The organism is Pseudomonas sp. LBUM1671, from assembly GCF_059695685.1.
In genome coordinates, this window is record NZ_CP166782.1 from 2,979,784 (window position 1) to 3,001,596 (window position 21,813).

Here is a 21,813-nt window from a genome sequence, read left to right on the forward strand (position 1 = left end):
ATCGGGCCTCGAATTTTGCGGTGCTATTGAGGGCCTCTTCGCGAGCAAGCCTGCTCCCACAGGGGGAACGCATTCAAAATGTGGGAGCGGGCTTGCTCGCGAAGGTTTCAGCACCAACGGATTTTTGGGCCCTGAAACGCAAAAAGCCCCGTCACAAGGACAGGGCTTTTCATTTATAGCGAACGCTTAGAACACAACGCCCTGGCTACGCAGGTAGTCATCATAAGTCCCGCTGAAATCGATCACGCCGCTAGGGCTGAGTTCGATAATGCGGGTGGCCAACGACGATACGAATTCACGGTCGTGGCTGACGAAGATCAGCGTGCCCGGGTAGTTCTCCAGCGCCAGGTTCAGCGCTTCGATGGATTCCATGTCCAAGTGGTTGGTCGGTTCGTCCATGATCAGCACGTTCGGCTTTTGCAGGATCAGCTTGCCGAACAGCATGCGACCTTGCTCACCACCGGAGATGACCTTGACCGACTTGAGGATCTCGTCGTTGGAGAACAGCATCCGGCCGAGGGTGCCGCGAACGATTTGCTCGCCACCCTGGGTCCATTGGCCCATCCAGTCGAACAGGTTGCAGTCGTCTTCGAAGTCGTGTGCGTGGTCCTGGGCGTAGTAGCCCAGTTCCGCGGCGTCGGTCCACTTCACGGTGCCGGCATCCGGGGTCAGTTCGTTGACCAGGGTGCGCAGCAGGGTGGTTTTACCGATACCGTTCGGGCCGATGATCGCCACACGTTCGCCAGCTTCAACCTGGAAGCTGAAGTCCTTGAACAGCGGCTTGCCGTCGAAGCCTTTGGCCATGCGCTCGACGATGACCGCCTGACGGTGTAGCTTCTTGGTTTGTTCGAAACGGATGAACGGGCTCACACGGCTCGAAGGCTTGACCTCGGCCAGCTGGATCTTGTCGATCGCCTTGGCGCGGGAAGTGGCCTGCTTGGCTTTCGAGGCGTTGGCCGAGAAGCGGCTGACGAACGATTGCAACTCGGAAATCTGCGCTTTCTTCTTGGCGTTGTCCGACAGCAGCTGCTCGCGGGACTGGGTTGCCACGGTCATGTACTCGTCGTAGTTGCCCGGGAACAGGCGCAGCTCGCCGTAATCCAGGTCAGCCATGTGGGTGCACACGCTGTTCAGGAAGTGACGGTCGTGAGAGATGATGATCATCAGGCTGGAGCGCTGGGTCAGAATGTTTTCCAGCCAGCGGATGGTGTTGATATCCAGGTGGTTGGTCGGTTCGTCGAGCAACAGTACTTCAGGATCGGAGAACAGCGCCTGTGCCAGCAATACACGCAGTTTCCAGCCTGGGGAAACCTCGCTCATCGGGCCGAAGTGCTGTTCGATGCCGATACCCAGGCCCAGCAGCAATTCACCGGCACGGGATTCGGCGGTGTAGCCGTCCATTTCGGCGAATTCGGTTTCCAGCTCGGCCACAGCCATGCCGTCTTCTTCGGTCATTTCCGGCAGCGAGTAGATGCGGTCGCGCTCGGCTTTAACCTTCCACAGCTCTTCGTGACCCATGATCACGGTGTCGATGACGGTGAATTCTTCGTAGGCGAACTGGTCCTGGCGCAATTTACCCAGACGCACGTTCGGCTCGAGCATGACCTGGCCGCCGGACGGCTCGAGGTCACCGCCGAGGATTTTCATGAAAGTCGACTTGCCGCAACCGTTGGCGCCGATCAGGCCATAGCGGTTGCCCGCGCCGAACTTGACCGAAACGTTTTCGAATAGCGGCTTGGCGCCGAACTGCATCGTGATGTTAGCTGTAGAGATCAAAGGTTTTTCCTGCGAAGCATTCAGAGTAGCTAGGGTTGCGGCAGTACCGATTCAGTACCCGTTTCCGGTTTTCAAACCACGGGAAATGCATCCCGGTCAGAAGCGGAAGGTCCATCTGGCAATAAGTGGACAGCAGCAGTTGGAGCGCTTGGCCCGAGTCGAAGTGCGCTGAGACGGGGTTCATTCCCGTCATCAACCAAGGGGGGCGCGTAATGTTTGGCGGCGATTGTACTGGTCTGGCTCTTTAAACGATAGGGCGTTGAGGCCGCACGGACGCTTTGGCGGCACCAGCGGACAGATTTTCACATTTGAAGGTTAACTATTGGTTACAAAATGAGACTAAAATGCCACTTTCCACCAGACGCCGACCGTCGGCGCAGGCTCAAGGACGTGCCACCGGGACCGCTGTTTCGTATTCAGACGCTGCACAAGTCCCCTGTGCCGCTAGGTTGGCCGGGGAAGCAGTTTGTTCACCTCTGACGTGTGACGATTTCTGTGAAACTGATCATTGCCGCTATCTATGTAGTATCCATTGCCTATGTCCATCTGCGCGGTCGGGTGCGCCACAAGCTGGGTCGCCAACTGAGCGATCACTCGTCGTTTCTCGCGCCGATCAATTGCTTCCTTTATCTGTTCTCGAAAATCCCCAACAAGCCTTACCTCAATCCGGCCGATTTCCCGGACCTGAGCCCGTTGCAGGAGCATTGGGAAGAAATACGCGCCGAAGGCCAGAACCTGCTCAGGGCCGGGGAGATCAAGCGTTCGAACCAATACGACGACGTCGGTTTCAACTCATTCTTCAAGACCGGCTGGAAGCGTTTCTACTTGAAGTGGTATGGCGACAGCCATCCTTCGGCGACGAAACTCTGCCCACGTACCACCGAGCTGGTGCAAAGCATCGGGTCGATCAAAGCCGCGATGTTCGCCGAGTTGCCGCCGGGGTCCAAACTGGTCCGCCACCGCGATCCCTACGCCGGCTCTTACCGTTATCACCTGGGCCTGGAGACGCCGAACGATGCCGGTTGCTACATCAACGTCGACGGTGAGAACTACCACTGGCGCGACGGTGAAGCGGTGATGTTTGACGAGACTTTCATTCATTACGCCGAAAACACCACCCAGCAGAACCGCATCATTCTGTTCTGCGACGTCGAGCGGCCGATGAAGTATCGCTGGGCGGCGGCGTTCAACGGCTGGTTCAGCCGTAACGTGATGTCGGCGGCGGGCGCGCCGAATGATGCGGGGGACAAGACTGGTGGCATCAACCGTCTGTTCGCCAAGATTTACAAGATTCGCCTGCGGGGCAAGGCGCTGAAGAAGAGTAATCGCAAACTTTACTACCTTGAGAAGTGGGCGATTTTTGGTGGGTTGCTGGCATTCTTTGTACTGATCTGAACTCTGCGTCGCCGCTTATTACGCCATCGCCAGCAGGCTGGCTACCACAATGAAATGCATTCCAACTGTGGGAGCTAGCCTGCTGGCGATGGGGCCGGTAGATTCTCCGAAAAACGCTCAGACACTCCGTACGATCAACCACTCGACCGCTTCGTGGTTTTTTTCGCTGCTGCCGGTTTCTCCGCAGCCTTCGGTTTCGCAACCGTCTTCCCGCCAGCCTTGCCCCCCAAACTGCGTTTAAGCAACTCGGTCAAATCGATAACATCCGCCGTCTTGCGTTCCTCTTCACCTGTCGCCGTCTCGACATCCTCAATCTTCCCTTCATTCGCCTTCTTCTCGACCAGCGCCATGATCTTGTCTTCAAAACTGTCGCGGTAATCCTCAGGTTTCCAGTCCGCGCTCATGTCTTGCACCAGACGCTTGGCCATGTCGAGCTCGCCCTTGGCCAGTTCGGGCTTGGTCACTTCAGTGCCCAACTCCAGCGTATCCAGACTGCGCACTTCAGCGGGCCAACGCAGCATCACCAACACCATCGCCGATTCCAGCGGCATCAACGCCGCCAGGTGCTGACGGGTATGCAGGACAACGTGGGCGAGGGCGACCTTATTGGTCTTGCTGAGAGTTTCGCGCAATAACGCATACACCTTGCCGCCGCGTTTATCCGGCGCCAGGTAGTAGGGCGTGTCGATGTTTTGCAGGGGGATCTGTTCGGCGTCGACAAAGGAAAAGATGTCGATGGTCTGCGTGGATAACGGGTGCGCCGACTTGATCTCTTCCTCGCTGAGCACCACGTAGCGGCCCTTTTCGTATTGCACACCTTTGACGATATTTTCCTTGGTGACTTCCTTGCCTGTGACCTTGTTGACGCGCTTGTAACCCACCGGCTCCATGCTGCGGCTGTCGAGCCAGTCGAAATCCACCCCTTGCGAAGACGTCGCCGAGACCAGCGCCACAGGGATATGCACCAGCCCGAAACTGATTGCGCCTTTCCAGATTGCCCGTGCCATGGTCGTCTACTCGCAAGTGATGTGTTCAGGTGACCCGCAGCGCGGCGCAAAAGTTTCAGCGGGCTGCGGCCCGGTCCTGCTGGGCCGTCAACTGGTGTTACATCTTGTGAAAGAGGTTTTAGTTAACAAATCCGAACCCCGGGCGTAGCGTGCTATCGAAGATCCTATCTACGTCGACGCCCGGAGACCTTCCATGAACCGATTCGTGCTCGCCTGCACCGCACTGGCATTCAGTGGCCTGTTGAGTCAGCTGGCCCAGGCCGACGTCGAAGTACCGTCTTCCACTTTACTGCTGGCCCAAAGTCCGACGGGCGCCGGCAATAACAACCCTTACAACAGCCCGATCCGCCGGGCCAATCCCAATAGCATGCAAGGCACGCAACCGAATGCCCCGGTCATTCGTGGGCCGAACACCGTGCCAGTGCCGCGACCACCCACGCTGGATAACGGCGGTATCGGCAATCGCTATCCCCAGAACCGAACGGCGCCCGCCAGCCCTCCCAAATTCATTCCCAATCCGCCTCATCGAGACGCAGACACCAGCAACCGTTGAACGGCAGGACAGCGTTCTTGCCAGCCATTCGAACGACAAAAGGAATCGTGCATGTTGCGTAAAACCCTCTTGGCCTCCTTCTGCGCCAGCGTACTGATCACCGCCACGCCCCCCGTTCTTGCGGCGCCGTCCCAGGAAATGAAAAGCGAACAGGGCACTCTTGAGGTCACGCAAGTCGCCAAAGGACTTGAACATCCATGGGCCCTGGCGTTCCTGCCTGATCGCAAGGGCATGCTGGTCACCGAACGACCCGGCAACCTGCGGGTGGTCGGTTACGACGGCAAGCTTTCAGCACCGATCGATGGCGTGCCCGAGGTCTGGGCCAAGGGGCAGGGCGGCTTGCTGGACGTGGTGTTGTCGCCTGACTTCAAACAGGACCGCACGGTGTATCTGTCCTACGCCGAAGGTGGCGGCGCGGGTGACAAGGCCGGCACCGCGGTTGGTCGGGGACAATTGTCCGAAGATTTGAAAACCCTCAAGGATTTCAAAGTGATTTTCCGCCAGGCGCCCAAGCTGTCAGTCGGCAATCACTTCGGCTCGCGATTGGTGTTCGACCGCGACGGCTATCTGTTCATTACCTTGGGTGAAAACAACGATCGGCCGACCGCCCAGGACCTCGACAAGCTGCAAGGCAAGGTCGTGCGGATTTATCCCGACGGCAAGGTGCCGGACGACAATCCCTTTGTCGGCCAGGCCGGGGTGCGTCCGGAAATCTGGTCCTATGGCCAACGCAATCCGCAAGGCGCGGCGCTCAATCCGTGGACCGGCGTCCTCTGGGAAAATGAGCATGGCCCGAGGGGCGGCGATGAAATCAACATCATCGAGCGCGGCAAGAACTACGGCTGGCCACTGGCAACCCACGGCATCAACTACTCCGGCCAACCGATCCCGGAAGCCAAGGGCAAGGCCGCCGAAGGCACTGTGACGCCGCACCATGTCTGGGAAAAGTCGCCGGGCATCAGCGGCATGGCGTTTTATGACGCTGATCGCTTCAAGGCCTGGCAGCACAACGTGTTCATCGGTGCGCTGGTGAGCCAGGAGTTGATTCGCTTGCAGTTTGATGGGGACAAAGTGGTTCACGAAGAACGCTTGCTCGGTGAGCTCAACAAGCGCATTCGCGATGTTCGGCAGGGGCCGGATGGCTACTTGTATGTGCTGACCGACGAAGACGACGGCGGGCTGTACAAAATCGGACTGAAGTAACTGGTTCCTGAAACCACCACTTCCCCTGTGGGAGCGAGCCTGCTCGCGATAGCGGTGTATCAGTCACCGACAGTGTCGGATGTGAAACCGCAATCGCGAGCAGGCTCGCTCCCACAATGGATAGGTGGCGTCACCGGTCATGCAGGATAACCGCCGCCCGAAGCTTGCCCCGGCCAAAACTGCACATCTTCTCGAACTCCCCATGGCTGACCGGCAAATGCTGGCAATCCATCGGTTGACGATGCTGGCTGTGGTCCACATCCGGGTCGTGCAGGTAGACGAATTCGTCATCGCAATCGGTGACGATCACCCAATGCGGCGCTTTGGAGCGGGTCAGCCGATAGCTGCTGATCAGCACCAGCGGTTGACCGCCATCGTTCAGTAACCGAGGAAGGTCCAGCGGACCACCGATCACTCGCTCCACATCAGTTTCTTCCAACTGTGTGGTGAATTCGTCGTGCACCAAACGCATTACGTCTTTTTTATGCTCATCGCGTACGCCATCGAGAAACAACGGTCCGGCCATGCTCAGTTGCAGCCGCACCCGAAAACCCCGTCGCCACCCCGCCAACGCCAGGCCTTGAGGGCTGCAGCCGCCATGACCTGAGGTCATGAACACCGTCGTCGCCTCGCGCCAGATTTGCAGTTCCTCGCGACGTTCCAGCCATCGCTCACCTTGCAGCGCGGCCATGGCCATCAGCAGGCAGGCCGGGCCGCAGGTGAAATCGGTGGTCTGCCGGTACCACGGGACTTTGATGTTGCGTGAATCGCGGTGCTCAAGAATGCGTTTTTCCAGACGCAGCGCATCGGCATGGTCTTGGTAATAGTCATGGATCAGCGCGAAACGCCGGTAACCGTTGCGCTCATACAAGGCAATCGCCGCCGGGTTGTCGATGCGCACTTCTAGCCGCAAGTAGGCACAATCATGTTCAAGAGCACTGGATTCGATGCGTTCGAGCAACTGCTTGCCCAGTCCACTGCCGCGCGCCCCGGTCGCGATGGCAATCGAGTACAGCCGCGCCAGTGAAGTGCCGCGGTGAAACAGCACCACCGCGTAGCCGACCAATTGCTCGCCACGCTGGGCCACCAGTAACTGGCCATGCGCCCGGGTGATCATCCACAGAAAGCTGCGACCGTTGAGCCGATCCGTGGTGAAACATTGCTGTTCGAGTTCCAGCAGTGCGGGTAAGTCTTCAACTACCGCCAAGCGAAAGACAGTACTCATATGACCGCCGTAAAAGTTGCGTAACGAAACGGGACTTTCGAAAAAGTTCGTGCTTAATAGGAAAGGTCTTGTTCTCCAACGGATCAATCACTATGTCAGCGGTACAAGGTCATTGGCGCGAAGTATCCGAGCAAACTTTGCCGGCAGCAACTTATTTAAATGACGCAGGCAGAACTTCCAGTCAGTTGATTATCATCGTCGAACGCAAGGAAGACTGGGCCTCGTATTTTCCCAGCGAGGATATTGTCAGCGCCCAGGAATACCTCGAGCAGACGCGGGACAACGAACAGGGCAAACGGGTCCAGGTGATCAACCTGTGCCGCAGCTACAAGTATCTGGGGCACGGTTATTACTGCTCGTTGCTGGCCGAAGCGCGGGGGCACAAGGTCATTCCGTCGGTGCGGACCATCAGTGAGTTGACCAAAAAATCCCTGTACGGCCTGGCGCTGGACGACCTGGATAAACCCTTGGAAAAAGCCCTCAGTAACCATCTTTACAGCGATACCGAAGGCTTTACCCTGACGTTGTACTTTGGCAAAACCAATATCGAGCCGTTGCAGGATCTGGCGCGGCAGTTGTTTGAAGTATTTCCGTGTCCGATATTGTTAGTTGAGTTTCGCCGAACGAATGGCTGGCACATCGAAGGGATAAAGTCGGGCGCCTTGCATAAGTTACGCGAAGATCAGGAAGATCAATTCGCCAACTCCCTGGACAGTTTTAGTCGCAAGATCTGGCGTGTGCCGCGTTCACGGCGGCTGGCCCGTTATGACCTGGCCATCCTGCATGACCCGCAGGAAGCCTTGCCGCCCTCCAACGCGAAGGCGCTGGATAATTTCGTACGCGTGGGCAAGACCTTGGGCATCGATGTGGAGTTGATCGAGCGCAAAGACTACGCGCGCATCGCCGAATACGACGGCTTGCTGATCCGCGAGACCACCAGCGTCGACAACCACACCTATCGCTTCGCGAAAAAAGCCGAGAGCGAGGGACTGGTGGTGATGGACGACCCGACGTCGATCCTGCGCTGCACCAACAAGGTCTACCTGACCGATCTGCTCAAGAGTCATCAACTGGGCATGCCGGTCACCGAAATCCTCTACAAGGATCGACCGGAAGATTTCGAGCGGGTCGGCGAACGCCTGGGTTTTCCCTTGGTGCTGAAGATCCCGGATGGCTGCTTCTCCAGGGGCGTGATCAAGGTCGAAAGCCAGCAAGCCTTGCTCGAAGCCACCGCCGAGCTGTTCGAACACTCGGTGCTGTTGCTGGCCCAGGAATTCTTCTACACCGAATACGACTGGCGCATCGGCGTGCTCAACCGCAAACCGATCTTCGCCTGCCAATACTTCATGTCCAAGGGCCATTGGCAAATCTACAACCACAAGGCCAAGGGCCAGGACATCAACGGCGAGTGCCGTACCCTGGCTGTCCACGAAGCTCCGCGAGCCGTGGTCGACCTGGCCGTGAAAACCGCCAACCTGATCGGCGACGGCCTTTACGGCGTCGACCTCAAGCAGTCCGGCGACAAGGTGGTGGTGATCGAAGTCAACGACAACCCCAACATGGACGCCGGAATCGAAGACGCGTACCTGCAGGACGATCTGTACTCGCTGGTGCTGGAGGAGTTCGTCCGTCGGCTGGAACTGAAGCGTCGCGGCCAGGCCTGGTGATCGGCCGATGATCAGAAGCTTTCAACTGGTCGGCGGCGCCTTGCAATCGGTCGAGCGACTAGACGCTGAGGTGATGTTGTTCAGCAATCCCGATGCCGCCGAACGGGATCTGTTGCACAGCCATTTCAAGCTCGATGAGCACGCGCTGGCCTCGGCCCTGGACCCTGACGAGGTGTCGCGCATCGAGTTCCACCCCGACAACCTGTTCCTGATCTGGAAGCGCCCGGAGAATTACTCCGGCGCCGGCAGCCTGGCCTTTGAAGTGTCGTCCTGTGGCCTGTTGTTTTCAGCGCAGCGATTGCTGGTGATTGCCACCGACGATGCGCCGCTGCACGGGCTCGGCACCCGGCAGCGGTTGAATACGCCTCTGGATGTGCTGCTCGATCTGCTGTTCAACAACATCCATCACTATTTGGGTCATCTGAAGGTGATCAAGCTGGTTGCCCGGGAGTTGCAACAGAAATTCAACGCCTCGATGCAGAACCAGCACCTGATCCAGATGTTCAACCTCAGCGAAAGCCTGATCTATTACATCAACGCGATTCACAGCAACGGCGCGGTGCTGACGCGGCTGCGCAATCACGCGGCCAAGGAACACTTCAGCGCCGAAGCCATCGGCCTGATCGACGACCTGATCATCGAAAACAACCAGTGCTACAAACAGGCGGAAATCTATTCCACGGTGTTCTCCGGGCTGATCGATGCCCGGGGTAACCTGATGAACAACAGCATGAACAACCTGCTGCGCAAACTGACATTAATTAACGTGGTGTTTTTGCCGCTGAACCTGATTGCGAGCATTGGCGGCATGTCCGAGTTCAGCATGATGACCGGGGACACGCCGTGGTGGGTGTCGTATCCGTTGTTTCTGACGGCGATGATGGTTGGAGCGGGGGCGATGGTGCTTGGGCTCAGGCGCCTGGCGAAATGATGGTGTTGGCAGTCAGGCCGCAATCGCGGGCAAGCCCGCTCCCACAGGTCAGGTGTCGTCTGTAAGAACACCGATAACCTGTGGGAGCGGGCTGCCCGCGATTGCTTTAGCAGCATCAAAACAACTTCTGAATCAAGCTTGCTGGCCCGCATCGACGCAATTCCTGCGGTTCTTAAGCCCCCGAACCACGAGGTACAACAACGGCCCGACAGACACGAAAACCGCGGTGATCAACAAATACGGAATCACCGACAACCCCGACTGCCCACGCTTGCGCGCATCCTGGTACATCCAGACCCCGGCCAGAATCGCCAACAGATAAAGATCAATCACCACCTGCGCAGTATCCGGGCGCGACATCAGGCTGATGCCGAAATCGATCAACGACTGTTCCGCCTGGAGCATCACGGAAACGGTGTAACCGGCAAAGGCGATCAGGGCAATGAGGGGCAGGGCGACAGACTTCATGGTTTCCTTCCTTGGGCGATGAGCAGTGTCGCCAGCCTACAGAGGCCGCAGAAAATTGGCCATTGACTTGCCCTCGATGCCCGGCTAGTTTCCAGCCATGACTTCCACCGTATTGCGCTGCCAGCCAAGCATTATTACCGCCATTCCTTATTTGGCGGGCTAGCTCACGACTGCAGCACCCAACCCGCCCTAGAGGCGGGTTTTTACTTTCTGTCTCCCGGGCTTTGATCAATGTCAGGAGACGACCATGAGCAGCACCCCCGCCCAGCAGGCTTTGCTTGAGCACTACGTGAAAAAGATCCTCGCCGCGCCGGTGTATGAACTGGCCGTGCGCACACCCTTGCAACCCGCGCCAGCGCTGTCCGAGGCCTTTGGTAATCAGGTCCTGCTCAAGCGCGAAGACTTGCAACCGACCTTTTCATTCAAGATCCGCGGCGCTTACAACAAACTGGTGCAACTGAGCGATGAGCAAAAGGCTCGCGGCGTGATCACCGCTTCAGCGGGCAATCACGCCCAAGGCGTGGCACTGGCGGCGCGTGAGCTGGGGATCGCCGCGACCATCGTCATGCCCTGCACGACGCCAGAACTGAAGGTGCTCGGGGTGCGCAGTCGGGGGGCTGAGGCGGTGCTGCACGGAGAGAGTTTTCCGTTCGCTCTCGAATTTGCGCTGAACCTGGCCGAGCAAACCGGTCGCACCTTCGTCTCGCCTTTCGACGACCCGGACGTGATCGCGGGGCAGGGCACCGTCGCCATGGAGATCCTTCGCCAACATCAAGGCCCGCTGGACGCGATCTTCGTCCCGGTGGGTGGCGGAGGATTGATCGCCGGCATCGCGGCGTACGTCAAATACCTACGACCTGAAGTGCGCATCATCGGCGTCGAGTCAGAACATTCGGCTTGTCTGTACGCCGCGTTACAGGCTGGCGAGCGGGTTGTATTGCCCAACGTAGGAACATTCGCCGATGGCGTGGCGGTCGCACAGATCGGCGCTTATGGATTCGAAGTGTGTCGGTTTTGCGTTGATGAGGTATTGACTGTGAGCAACGACGAGCTGTGCGCCGCGATCAAGAATATCTACGACGATACCCGCTCGATCACCGAACCTTCCGGCGCTTTGGCGGTGGCCGGCATCAAGAAGTACGTCGCTCGGACCGGTGCGCGTGGTCAAACGCTGGTGGCGATCGACTCTGGCGCCAATATCAATTTCGACAGTCTGCGGCACGTTGCCGAGCGCGCCGCGTTGAGCGGCGCCTCAGCATGAGGAGGGGCAACGCGATTATTCCTGAACGGCTTTCTCTACCTTGCTCGACGCCGACCAGATCCGATAGCGGACTTCGACGTCCTTGGGCACGTAGAGCACGATCGGCAATTTGCTGTTGTAGCGAAGCATGAAGCCGTCCCCGACCACCGGCACGAACTCCTTTTTACTCTTGCCGTCGGGACAGGCCATCATCGTGCTCATCGGGCCGATGACTTTTTCCAGGCGGTAAAAGGGGTAACCCCAGCCTTCAAGATTCTTTTCTTCAAGGATACCGCCCAGGCGTTGGCGATTGCAGTCTACGGTCAGGGTCTTGCCGGCCAGCACCTCAACCTGGAAGTTTTCTTCCTGGGGCTGCGGCGCTACATGAATGACCTGGCGGGTAAATCCGCTCTCGGCTTTGGGAAACGGCGCGACCGTTTCGAGCTTGGCGGCATGGGCCGCGCCGGACAATCCGGCCACAATCAGCCCGACGGTAGTGATACAGGTCAATGAACCCATAATGCCTCCTTGCGTGTGAGTAGGGTCAGCGGATACTGGATTAACAGGCGCATTTTTACCGCCGTCCATCACCAATGCAAATACGTGTGGGAATGTATGCAAATTGCAGGGCTCAAGCAGCCCTTTCTTGCAGATTGCATGAGCCATTTATAGGCAAATCCGCTAAATCATTGATTTGCCGATGAGCTGCACGGCGAAATTTGCGGCATGTTTTATGCTCAAGCAGATCTTAAGTTGACCGGGACATTATTGAGTCAGCTCTGGAACGAGAAAACGGCCCGTTGTTGAGGCGTAGAAACCCCGCAAAGGAAGTAAAGCGGGAGATCTCAGCACCGCCGACGTTGGATATTAATTGGCAATCTCACAATTAGGAGAGGGTCGCCATGTTTCTTTCTGCCTTGGAGTTACGCAATATCGTTGAAAGCAGTTTTCTGCCGAAACGCTGTCAGTGCACGCTGTCGCCGGACCTGTCGATGACCGTCAAGGTGTATTCCGACCGTGAAACCGATCACCTCGATCTGATGGTGACCGGGATAAATGCCAAACACCTGAACGGTTGCCGTGAAATCAACGACCTGATTGCAGGGCTACGCTCTGAGATGCAGCATCGGGAAGCGAATCGACCACTGCATCCCGACAGGAAGGCGCTTTAACCTGCAGTTTCGAGTTCTGCTGACACGCGCCGGGTCTGGATAAACCCCAGGCCCAGCGCCGACTCGACCACCACAGCCAGCAATATGCCCGGCCCGGCATGGCCATTGAGCCATTCGCCGAAACCCAGCACTGCCAGGCCAAAACAGCCGACGGTAAACCCGGTGCTCAGCGCATTACGGGTGACGGACGGCGTCTCGTTTCGAACCAGATAAAACATCACGCCCAATGCCGCGAACAGCACCGCACTGCGCCGCGCGACAAACCCTGCCGCCGATGAAAATTCAATACTCCAGATCGCCAGCAGCCAATCCGGCATCAAGCCCCAGACCAGGGCCAGCAGAAAACACAGAAGGGAAGTGAGGGTCGACAGGGTGCGAAACGATAACTGCATGGCGAATCCTTGCGGCAGTGAGGGGGGGCGCCAAAGCATAGCGCCAGATCCCTCACAGGAGTACCGCAAAGTGCAAAATCAGACCTTTCAGTCAGTTCTGATAACTGCACGCGTCAGAAAGCTTCCGGTAGCTGATTTCTTCAGGTTTGCCTGACGTATCGATGTACTTCATATCGGCCGTGATCACTTTGCATTCCAGTGTGTTCGGTTCAGTCAGGGCGACCACTTTGCCGATGTTCAACGGCATGCCGTAGTGATAGGGGGTGGCTTGCGAGGACGACGTGTCATTGGCCTGCGCAAGACCGGTAAATGCGGTGCAGGCGAGGGCGGAAGTCATCAGCAGCGTACGGATGTTCATGGGGCGATCTCCAGTGCAGACGTTGAGTCAGCTCGACGGATTGGGCGTCGAACCTGCCGCACTGGGCGTCAGAGGAACCTGAGGGCGTGCGGTCCAGTAAAGTTTTGGACCGCGGGGTTAACGGATGGTTAACCTGGCTGAACGCCGCCTGTCGCGAGTTTTTTCTGTCGGATGATTCGTTAGGAAAGCGTCTACGAAGTCTTCGGCTTGGTCCTACAAGGTCAGGCGCTTTGTCGACTTTCGCCGGATGGGTTGAAGCGATTACTGTTTGGGCTCGCTGCAAAATCAGCGGACAGGTTTGGTCACCTGATAACACCGCACATATATGTGCCATGATTCGCGCCGCGGACTTCTACGTCCTCGTGGTGCGTTGCAATGGTGGCTGTGTGCGGGACGCCTTAGGGCGAGCCGATTGGGTGTTGTCGGTTGACCAAGCCTGTACACAGCCGCCTCCCACCGTTTGGTCACGGTGCTGGCGATTACTAATTAATACCCGAGTAATTACTATGCCTACGCTAAACCCGTTTCCCGATCGCTACCGTTCAATCAACAGCAGCGTTACCGACTCAAGTCCCTTGGTGATCGACACCGAAGCCAATCCCCAAGACATTCTCGAAGCCGCCTTACAGCGGGTCCGGGCCGCCAGCCAGTTACTTGAAACCCTCCATTGCCAATGCTTCAAGCACGGGGATGTTCAGGATATTCCGCACATTACCCATGCGCTTTATCTGCTGACTCAGGATGGTTTTGATCTGTTGCAGGTGGCACAGCAGCGGATGATGGGGTGGAAGGCGCCCGCCTGACGTCGCACCTGCAAAAGCGAGCCTGCCTCTTGGGGGCAGGCTTTGAAGCCTCACTAGCCGTCACAAGGTGGGGGTGGGCACTCTGCTTAGAAACAGTTTCAAGCCTTGCTGATATTGCTCTGCGTCCATGGCATCGCTGTGTCTGGGGATGAGATATGCCTTTCCCTTACGATCCAGTTCGGCGCAAGAAATAAAGTAGAAATCGAAACTCTCCTTCACGCGCACAACCTGTCCCCATGCTAAACCGCTCTTGATGCCCTTGGGGTTGATCATGGTGAAACCCTTGTCATCGAGTTGGAGGCGATAATCACCTTCAGTGGCTTCGAGGTTTGTGCGTAGCCTGGTTTCGATAAGACGCTGGTTCAAGCCACGCAAAGGTGCTCGCGGCTTGGTACGGTTGGCGGCCATGCGTGTACTCAGGTACCCCAGCAGCCGACCTGAGAAAAACCACCAGAGCGGGGCGAAAACCACCCCGAATAAAACCATCGAAATTTTTTTTTCGGAAGTGAGTTGACGTTCGGGGAAATAAATCGCCAGCGCGCCGGCTCCAAGACACAGTGCAAACAGCAACGGAGATAGCAAACGATCCTGCACACGCTCGACGTAACCGAGTAATTGAGTCTGCTGCTGATCATGCTTGAGCATTTCGCGCTCCAGCAGTACAGCCAAGCGGATTCGGGTGTGGGCTGGGGTTATGGTGAATTGAAGTTCCATGAGCTGAGTTCGACGTCCGTTTCTGAAGTGGGCACTAACTTATGTACGCGCGGTTTATTGTCTGCCCCGGTCAAATCTCAGGAACGGACGCATTCGATGCTGAATGGCACCTGGCGTAATCGACCAGATCTCTGGGGTAGACCATGTGATCTATTTTGCTGTCATCAATACCGTATAAAAAAGCAATGGCTCCGGCCTCGAAAGCCCAGTATCCAACATAACTTCCTTCGTCTCCTTGTAGGTGGGAATCATGCCAAGGGGATTGCTTGAATGCTGGATACCACTGCTGGCAGTATTTTTTTAGTAGTTTTGGCGGCTCGTCTTCGCTATCGGTATAGATTGCTTGAATCAGTGGCGTATATACATCGTGATACCACTCGTCTACGTCGTGCCGATTTGGCATTACCTTATTCAGTAAGGCCTCATATAGCGTGTCTTCACCCGCGTAACCCGCATCGTCGATGAGCTTGACGAAGCGGGAGAGCAAGTCAGTGCGATGCAAAAGAATGCACAGGCTAATCACTTGAACGGCTTCTTCGTATTGGTTAAGCCAGTCATCTATTGCTAATGGTGAAATATTTGGGGCATCCTGATAATCGGCCAAGGCTTTTTGGCGAATTTCGTACTTTCCAATCAAGTCCTTAAGAAGGGGGATGAGGGACTCTATGTTCTCACCAGCAGTGTAAGTTACGAGTATTCCGTCTAAAGCAAGAGTCTGAAAATACCTGGCGCGCTGAGAGGTCTCCTCTAAGTCAGAGTCAGATCTAAATTTATTTATCAGAAAAAATTCTATGAGCTCATCATGTTCCCTGAGGACGTTATCATAACGTGTCTCACTGAAATATTTTTGTCGTATTGTCATGGGTGTCAGGCCCGGTAAGGGTCTTGTCTTTTTCACGGTTGCCCTGCATCTACACGAGCAACCTGCGATCCATTAGTCGGTCGATAGTTTCTGGCGTATTCAACCAAGTTTTTTGGATAAACCATGTGATCTATTTTGCTGTCGTCTATGCCATACAGAAACGCAATTGCACCTGCTTCGATAGCCCAATAGCCGACGTAGTTGCCTTCCTCCCCCTGAAGATGGGTGTCGTGCCACGGAGCTTGCTTAAAAGCTGGGTACCACTGTTGACAATATTTTTTGAGTAGATTCGAAGCCTCCTCTTTACTATCAATGTAGATGGCTTGGATAAGCGGTGTATACACATCGTGATACCAACGGTCTACATCATGCCGGTGGGGTAGAACTTTTTTCAGCAAGTCTTCATAAAGAGTGTCGTCCCCAGCATAACCCGCTTCATCAATGAGCTTTACGAAACGCGGCAGCAAATCAATTCGATGCAGTAAGATGCATAAACCTATAACTTGGACAGCTTCCTCATACTGATCTGGCCAGTCATCCAATGCCAAAGGAGAGATTTTTTCGGAATTCTCATAATCTGCTAGGGCTTTCTGACGAGTCTCATACTTTTCAATCACGTCCTCAAGCAGGGGAGCGAGAGTTTCTATACTCTCGCCCGCGGTATAGCTAGCGAGCAGTCTGTCGAGTGCTAAAGTCTGAAAAAATGCTGATCTAAGAGACGCTTCCTCTTCGGCAGAGTCAGATTTAAATTTGTTGGTCTTGAAAAATTCTATGACTTCATCATGTTCTCTGAGGAAGTTTTCATAATGTTTTTTTCTGAAATATTTTTGTCGTATGGTCATGGGTATCAAGCCTGATAAGAGTATCTTCTCTTTCTTTGCTCTATAGGTGAAAAGCTTAGGGGCTTTCCCGCCGTTCGCAAGAATCAGTTCCTGAAGTCATTTCAAACTGGCCGCGCTATCATTCTTCACCTGACCAATACCAAAGCGTATCGCCCCATTTCGAATCACTGAAACTCGGCATGATTTCGCCTTGTTGGAAGTGATGCCTGGAGTTGGCTCGTGCCGGAGTAAACCAGTAGCCAGTTTTGCTACATGGTTCGCCGGCGACAATTCGGTTAATCTGAGAGTCAGTATCTCCCTTGTGGTTTCTAGCATATTCGACCAGATCTTTTGGATAAACCATATGATTGATCTTTCTATCGTCAATACCATATAGAAAGGCAATTGCCCCGGCCTCGAATGCCCAGTATCCAACATAACTTCCTTCGTCTCCTTGCAAATGCGAGTCGTGCCAAGGGGCATGTTTGAATGCGGCATACCACTGTTTACAGTAATCATCTAGTAATTGTGATGCCTCCTCTTTCTCATCGGCATATATAGCCTGAATTAAAGGAGTGTATACATCGTGAAACCATTCATCGACATCTTCACGGTCAGGTAGCACTTTACGAAGCAGGTCTTCGTAAAGAGTGTCCTCTCCTTTGTAGTTTGCGTCATCTAAAAGCTTGACAAATCTCTTTAGTAGGTCCGTTCTGTGGAGTAAGACGCATAAACTAAAAATTTGCACACACTCTTCAAATTCATCAGGCCAGTCGTCGATGGCAAGTGGTGAAATATTTTCAATTTGTTCGGAATCTGAAAGTTTATTTTGGCGCTCTTCATATCTCGAAATGAGATCTTCAAGCAGTGGTGCCAGCGAAGAGATTTCTGCTCCTGCTGTGTAAGCGATGAATAATTTTTTAAGCGCCAAATTCTTAAAGTGATTTGCCCTCAGTGACGCCTCTTGCTCAGGAGAGTCTGACTCAAACTTATTTGTTTTCCAGAATTCTTTCGTTTCTTCGCTGTAAGCCAGAAAGTCTTTATATCTGGTCTCACTAAGAAATTTTTGTCTCTTATTCATGATGAATATTACTCGATGGTCAGCGAAGGTAGTGCCCCGTGTTTTGCGGCAAGAGATTTTTTTCGCTTGTTCACAAAGGACTTGATTTCGCTGTCGGCGTAATGGAACGCAGAATGGCTGGTGTGGGTTGTTTCATCGCTGTTGTTCAGTCGAGCCTCGGCGTGTTCTTTTGGGCTTTGTTTAGGATGGTACAAAGGGGCATAAAATAAATGCCGGCTATACGAAGCCGAAACCTGATCGGCTAGTCGTTCAGATACAGCATCGCCAATGTTTTTCTGGATCCACTCCTTGCTCATTTGTACAAGTATTTCTTTGGTTCTTTTAGCAGGCTTATTTTTTGTTTTATCGATTGGAGCAGGGGCAGTCTTAGATTTCGCAAGTTTCCCTTTTTTCTTATCAGGATAGACGCTTTGTTCGGGTTCTAGAGGCTCCAGCAACTCACTTGGATCGGTTACACCCGAAACACCCAGCTTTGAGGCGACACCGGGTTTACGGGTGTTATTGGGTTTACGCATAAACTTCGGGCCATCTTCGTCGCGACTTGCTTTTGCCTCAACAATCGCAAATTTTTTTCCGTCGTTCGTGGCAGGATTGGCGCGCCAGACAGCATCAATGCCAGTTCCGTTAGCACCATCTGTCAACTTGTAAAGCACATGGCGGGCCTTGGGGCTCCCACCCTTTGAGAGCTTCCCCGTCTTACTCGCACTCGGCACACCCTCAAGCCACTTCCCATCCGCGCCCTTGTCATGCCCATCCCAATCCTTGCCCCAGCCAAACTCCACTGCGCAGATGTAGTCGGCAATGTGCTCCCCACTCACCCCCAATCCTTCATTCAAAATGCTGGACGGGGCCTGAAGGCCTACCTTGGAGGCTTCGACCTGGTTGGAATGGGTGCCGCTCGCGCCATCGGTGCCCTTTGCCGCAACGGCCGAGTCTTTGTTGGCAGGCTTTTCCGCTCTTTTCGGGTGGCTTGAGCCGGAGGAGGCCGCAGAACTGTTGCGCTGCATGCCTTTCCATTTAAGCAGCCGCTTCTCAACGATGCCGACCATGGCCGGCATGTTGTCGCGGGAGGCTGCGAGGACGGTGACTACCGATGTTTTGGCCCAGTTGGGCAGGCTCTGGAACGTAGAGGAGCCTTTCACGCCGGTGATGATTTCGTCGAGTTCGGAACGCAGTTTTCCCGCGTCGAAAATCTGTTTGAGCAGCTCTTCAGGGCTGGTTTTAACCCCGCATTCCTGGAGGACGAAGCGAAGCAGGTCGAACAGGACCGGGGCGTAGCGTTGCGGGTCTTTGTTGACGATTCGCAAGCTCTTCTTCAGGCCGTCGCCCGGTCCTGGAACCCAGCCGATCACGGCCATCAACAGATCGAATTGCGCGTCTTCCTTACCATCCGTTGACTCTGCGTTGTAGAGGACGATAGAGGATTCGATAGTGTCGTAGGCGTCGATGGCCTGGCCCAGAAACGGCACTGCGCCGAGCGCGATACCTTTTGCCAGTTCAATCGCTGCTTCTTGATAAGCGGCGCTACGGTCTTCGCCACCCTCGTTTGCGCTCTCAGCTACTGCCTCGCTCATGTCAGCCTCCCTGCGGCTTTCTCCACTAATGCTTGTAAATCAACCTGATCCGGGTCCAGGCCGAGCTTGCGTAAATCTTCGTTAACTTTCTCGTCCGAGTTCTGTACGACCGTTACGCTTTCACGATTGAACGGCCTCGGATCCTCGCCGTAATACACTTTGGCCGGTCCTTTCGGCACATCTTCCAATCGGGCGAAGCCGTCGTCATCCAGCACGCCTTCACGCGTGGAGCCATCGGCGAAGTCAACGCGATACGACGCACCCGGCACCGGCTCAAGGTTGTCGTAGTTCAGGTTCAATTCCAGCCAGGTCGGGTTGGGCTTGGCTTGTTGCATCAGGTGCCCGGCGATGTCGGCGGCGGCGAGGCCGGGTATGAGGGGGGCGAGGATTCCAATCCCTGTCCCCACCCCAGGCGAGCCCCCAGTGTTCACCTTCACCTCAGCCCCACTGATCGTCACCCCCCCCGCATCAACCTTGACGAAACTCCCGCCAGCCTTGGCCGTCAGTTCCATCCCGCCTTCAACCACCACCTTCTCGCCAGCGTGGTAATGAATCTCCTGACCCGCCTCGACAAACTGCGCTGTCCCCACCTTCAAATGCTGAGTTACCGCCACGGTCAGGTGATCATCCGCCCGCGCTTCGGTCTTGCGGTCGAGATGGGTAATGCGGTGTTCTTCAACCTTGAACTCGCTGAAAATATTGGCCTCGACCGTGTCATGGCGTTCGTTGCCGATGCGGATCTTCTGGTCGTGCTCGATGTTTTCATCCCAGTCGCGCTGGGCGTGCAGGTAGATCTGTTCCGCACCTTTCTTGTCTTCGATACGGAACTCGTTGTAACCCTTGCCGCCCGGTGAGCTGAGGGTTTTGAAGGTGCTGCGGGTCTTGTTCGCCGGCAGGTCGTAGGGGACGACGTTTTCCTTGTGGAACAGGCAGCCGGTGATCAGCGGTTGGTCGGGGTCGCCTTCGAGGAAGGTGACGAGGACTTCCATGCCGACGCGCGGGATGGCGATGCCGCCATAGGCACTGCCGGCCCAGCCAGTGGCGACGCGTAGCCAGCAACTGGTCTTGTCGTTGGCCTGGCCGTCGCGGTCCCAGTGGAATTGCACTTTGACGCGGCCGTATTCGTCGCAGTGGATTTCTTCGCCGGGCGGGCCGGTGACGATGGCGGTCTGGCTGCCCAGGACTTTCGGTTTCGGGTGTTCGAGGGCCGGGCGGAAGTGTGCGTCCCACGGGGTGGCGAGGAAGGTGTTGCGGTAGCCCTGATGGAAATCATCTTTGTTGTGGGTGACGTCGCTGGTGACGTTTTTGCCGAGCACTTGCGGCTGCTTGCCTTCGTGCACGACTTCGAGCAACAGCCAGAGGTCGTTCCACTCGGCGCGCGGGTGTTCGCTCAGGGCCATGAAGTGGCCGCTGACCAGGGTGGGTTCGTCGCCTTTGCCTTCGGCCAGTTGGTAATCGCTGCGATGGCGTTCCAGCGCGCGGGTCGCCAGTTGCTTGCCGCGTGCACGGTCGGTGAAGCGGCCAGGGTAGTCGTAGTCTTCGAGGTCCGGCGCGAAGGTGCTCTTGGCGGCGCCTTCGGGCAGGATGCTTGGTTTCTCGAAGTCGTAGTCGCGGCGGCTGACGCGGGTGGTGCGGGTTTCCAGGCGCAGGTTGAAGCGCTTGATCACCGGTTTCGTGGCGGCCATGCCGGAGTCTTGCTGGTAGGCCACGGGCGCGAGTTTGCGGAACACCGTCTGGTCATCGCCGAAGACGAGTTTGTGGCCGCTGGCGCTGTGCTGGAAGTGGAAGTGAATGCCTTCCTCTTCACACAGACGCTGGATGAAATGCAGGTCGGATTCGTCGTACTGGACGCAGTAATCGAGCTCGGGGTAGATCGCGCCGAGCTGGAAACTGTAGGCGTCAGACAGGATGCCGCGCGCCTCCAGTACCTGGGCGATGATCTTCGGCACACTTAAATGCTGGAAAATCTGCTGGTCATGGTTGTGGCGCAGGTAAGCGAGTTGCGGGACCAGGCTGATGCTGTAGCGCGTCAGGCTTTTGCCGGAGTCGCCTTGCTCGATGCGATAGACCAGACCGTGAATGATGCCTTCGCCGGTTGCGCCGAAGGTCAGGCAGCCAGGCTTGTGCAGCAACTCTTCGAGCTTCAGGTCGGGACGGGCGCTGACCAGTTCGATGTCGAAACAGAATGGCTGATTGAGGGTTTCGCGACCGACGAAGCTGAGCACTTGCAGGTCAACGGAAACGCCTTCCAGCGTCAGGGAAATATGGGTTGCGTTCGCGTCCAGCATGCCTTTAATTCCGTCCTTTGAATAAGCTGGTGCGGATGGTGCAGCATTAAACCGCCTCGTTCAAGGCGCAAATGGCGTAGGTGTGGATGCCTTGGGCTATCAGGAAAACCCCTAGGTACACGGTTTGGGCCAATGAATGCTGGACTTAGTTCGTCATCCGTTCCTGAACATGACAGCGTCACACCTTTGCGGCGATCCCGAATTGACAGTCATTTCAGGCTTTCGATGGTGTGACCGTTGGATTGGCGGCGTGTGTTACATCGCCATCGCGAGCAGGCTCGCT

Annotated in this window: 20 protein-coding genes and 1 pseudogene; 8 read left to right on the plus strand and 13 right to left on the minus strand. The window is 55.9% G+C overall.

The features are described 5' to 3' along the window. Positions 1-186: 186 nt before the first annotated feature. The gene (locus ACA060_RS13770) at positions 187-1,776 is read right to left on the minus strand and encodes an ABC-F family ATPase (protein ID WP_010460520.1); all 1,590 of its coding nucleotides are present in this window, start codon (positions 1,774-1,776) and stop codon (positions 187-189) included. Between the two features lie 495 nt (positions 1,777-2,271). On the opposite strand from ACA060_RS13770, the gene lpxO reads away from it, so the two are divergent. Then, positions 2,272-3,171: a lipid A hydroxylase LpxO gene (gene lpxO / locus ACA060_RS13775; RefSeq protein ID WP_109630942.1), complete on the plus strand. Its 900-nt coding sequence runs from the start codon at positions 2,272-2,274 to the stop codon at positions 3,169-3,171. Positions 3,172-3,305: 134 nt separating this feature from the next. Here the strand turns inward: lpxO and ku are convergent, their stop codons facing one another. Continuing rightward, positions 3,306-4,178, minus strand: a complete 873-nt coding sequence (ku, locus tag ACA060_RS13780; protein ID WP_497317925.1) for a non-homologous end joining protein Ku — start codon at positions 4,176-4,178, stop codon at positions 3,306-3,308. A gap of 193 nt (positions 4,179-4,371) precedes the next feature. On the opposite strand from ku, the gene ACA060_RS13785 reads away from it, so the two are divergent. Beyond that, positions 4,372-4,731: a hypothetical protein gene (locus ACA060_RS13785; protein ID WP_497317927.1), complete on the plus strand. Its 360-nt coding sequence runs from the start codon at positions 4,372-4,374 to the stop codon at positions 4,729-4,731. 51 nt (positions 4,732-4,782) lie between these two features. Next, on the plus strand, positions 4,783-5,934 hold the full coding sequence (locus tag ACA060_RS13790; protein ID WP_497317929.1) for a PQQ-dependent sugar dehydrogenase: 1,152 nt from the start codon (positions 4,783-4,785) through the stop codon (positions 5,932-5,934). A 130-nt stretch (positions 5,935-6,064) separates the two neighbouring features. Here the strand turns inward: ACA060_RS13790 and rimI are convergent, their stop codons facing one another. Next, positions 6,065-7,159, minus strand: a complete 1,095-nt coding sequence (gene rimI, locus ACA060_RS13795) for a ribosomal protein S18-alanine N-acetyltransferase (protein WP_497317931.1) — start codon at positions 7,157-7,159, stop codon at positions 6,065-6,067. 92 nt (positions 7,160-7,251) lie between these two features. Between rimI and ACA060_RS13800 the strand changes: the two genes are divergently transcribed. Both ACA060_RS13800 and ACA060_RS13805 read left to right on the plus strand, forming a co-directional pair. Beyond that, on the plus strand, positions 7,252-8,826 hold the full coding sequence (locus ACA060_RS13800; protein WP_497317933.1) for a RimK family ATP-grasp domain-containing protein: 1,575 nt from the start codon (positions 7,252-7,254) through the stop codon (positions 8,824-8,826). Positions 8,827-8,833: 7 nt separating this feature from the next. Beyond that, positions 8,834-9,757 (plus strand): magnesium transporter CorA family protein, encoded by a 924-nt coding sequence (locus tag ACA060_RS13805; RefSeq protein WP_497317935.1) that lies wholly within the window; start codon positions 8,834-8,836, stop codon positions 9,755-9,757. A 132-nt stretch (positions 9,758-9,889) separates the two neighbouring features. Here ACA060_RS13805 and ACA060_RS13810 read toward each other — a convergent pair whose 3' ends face one another. Continuing rightward, positions 9,890-10,225, minus strand: coding sequence for a DUF2834 domain-containing protein (locus ACA060_RS13810; protein ID WP_497317937.1), 336 nt, complete (start codon positions 10,223-10,225; stop codon positions 9,890-9,892). Positions 10,226-10,472: 247 nt separating this feature from the next. Here ACA060_RS13810 and ilvA point away from each other — a divergent pair. Then, positions 10,473-11,468: pseudogene (gene ilvA / locus ACA060_RS13815) on the plus strand (threonine ammonia-lyase, biosynthetic); the annotation flags it as partial. 33 nt (positions 11,469-11,501) lie between these two features. On the opposite strand, the gene eco reads toward ilvA, so the two are convergent. Beyond that, a complete protein-coding gene (eco, locus tag ACA060_RS13820; RefSeq protein ID WP_497317939.1) occupies positions 11,502-11,984 on the minus strand; it encodes a serine protease inhibitor ecotin in 483 nt (160 codons plus the stop codon). A gap of 383 nt (positions 11,985-12,367) precedes the next feature. Here eco and ACA060_RS13825 point away from each other — a divergent pair, with 383 nt between their 5' ends. Next, positions 12,368-12,637, plus strand: coding sequence for a DUF1652 domain-containing protein (locus tag ACA060_RS13825; protein ID WP_109630973.1), 270 nt, complete (start codon positions 12,368-12,370; stop codon positions 12,635-12,637). On the opposite strand, the gene ACA060_RS13830 is transcribed toward ACA060_RS13825, so the two are convergent. Continuing rightward, the gene (locus tag ACA060_RS13830) at positions 12,634-13,029 is read right to left on the minus strand and encodes a hypothetical protein (protein WP_497317941.1); all 396 of its coding nucleotides are present in this window, start codon (positions 13,027-13,029) and stop codon (positions 12,634-12,636) included. The genes ACA060_RS13825 and ACA060_RS13830 overlap by 4 nt on opposite strands. A 91-nt stretch (positions 13,030-13,120) precedes the next feature. Then, entirely contained in the window at positions 13,121-13,387 is a 267-nt protein-coding gene (locus tag ACA060_RS13835) for a DUF2790 domain-containing protein (protein WP_077747819.1), read from the minus strand. A 506-nt stretch (positions 13,388-13,893) separates the two neighbouring features. Here ACA060_RS13835 and ACA060_RS13840 point away from each other — a divergent pair. Next, positions 13,894-14,190, plus strand: a complete 297-nt coding sequence (locus ACA060_RS13840; protein WP_461958803.1) for a hypothetical protein — start codon at positions 13,894-13,896, stop codon at positions 14,188-14,190. Positions 14,191-14,250: 60 nt separating this feature from the next. Here the strand turns inward: ACA060_RS13840 and ACA060_RS13845 are convergent, their stop codons facing one another. The 6 genes from ACA060_RS13845 to ACA060_RS13870 form a co-directional block, all read right to left on the minus strand. Next, positions 14,251-14,904 (minus strand): YcxB family protein, encoded by a 654-nt coding sequence (locus tag ACA060_RS13845; protein WP_497317944.1) that lies wholly within the window; start codon positions 14,902-14,904, stop codon positions 14,251-14,253. Positions 14,905-14,974: 70 nt separating this feature from the next. Then, positions 14,975-15,766: a PoNe immunity protein domain-containing protein gene (locus tag ACA060_RS13850; RefSeq protein ID WP_497317946.1), complete on the minus strand. Its 792-nt coding sequence runs from the start codon at positions 15,764-15,766 to the stop codon at positions 14,975-14,977. Between the two features lie 32 nt (positions 15,767-15,798). Then, positions 15,799-16,608: a PoNe immunity protein domain-containing protein gene (locus ACA060_RS13855; RefSeq protein WP_497317948.1), complete on the minus strand. Its 810-nt coding sequence runs from the start codon at positions 16,606-16,608 to the stop codon at positions 15,799-15,801. A gap of 118 nt (positions 16,609-16,726) precedes the next feature. Next, a complete protein-coding gene (locus ACA060_RS13860; RefSeq protein WP_497317950.1) occupies positions 16,727-17,668 on the minus strand; it encodes a PoNe immunity protein domain-containing protein in 942 nt (313 codons plus the stop codon). 8 nt (positions 17,669-17,676) lie between these two features. After that, a complete protein-coding gene (locus ACA060_RS13865; protein WP_497317952.1) occupies positions 17,677-19,242 on the minus strand; it encodes a hypothetical protein in 1,566 nt (521 codons plus the stop codon). Further along, the gene (locus ACA060_RS13870) at positions 19,239-21,530 is read right to left on the minus strand and encodes a type VI secretion system Vgr family protein (protein ID WP_497317954.1); all 2,292 of its coding nucleotides are present in this window, start codon (positions 21,528-21,530) and stop codon (positions 19,239-19,241) included. Before ACA060_RS13870 ends, ACA060_RS13865 begins: the two co-directional genes overlap by 4 nt. Between the last annotated feature and the right edge of the window lie 283 nt (positions 21,531-21,813).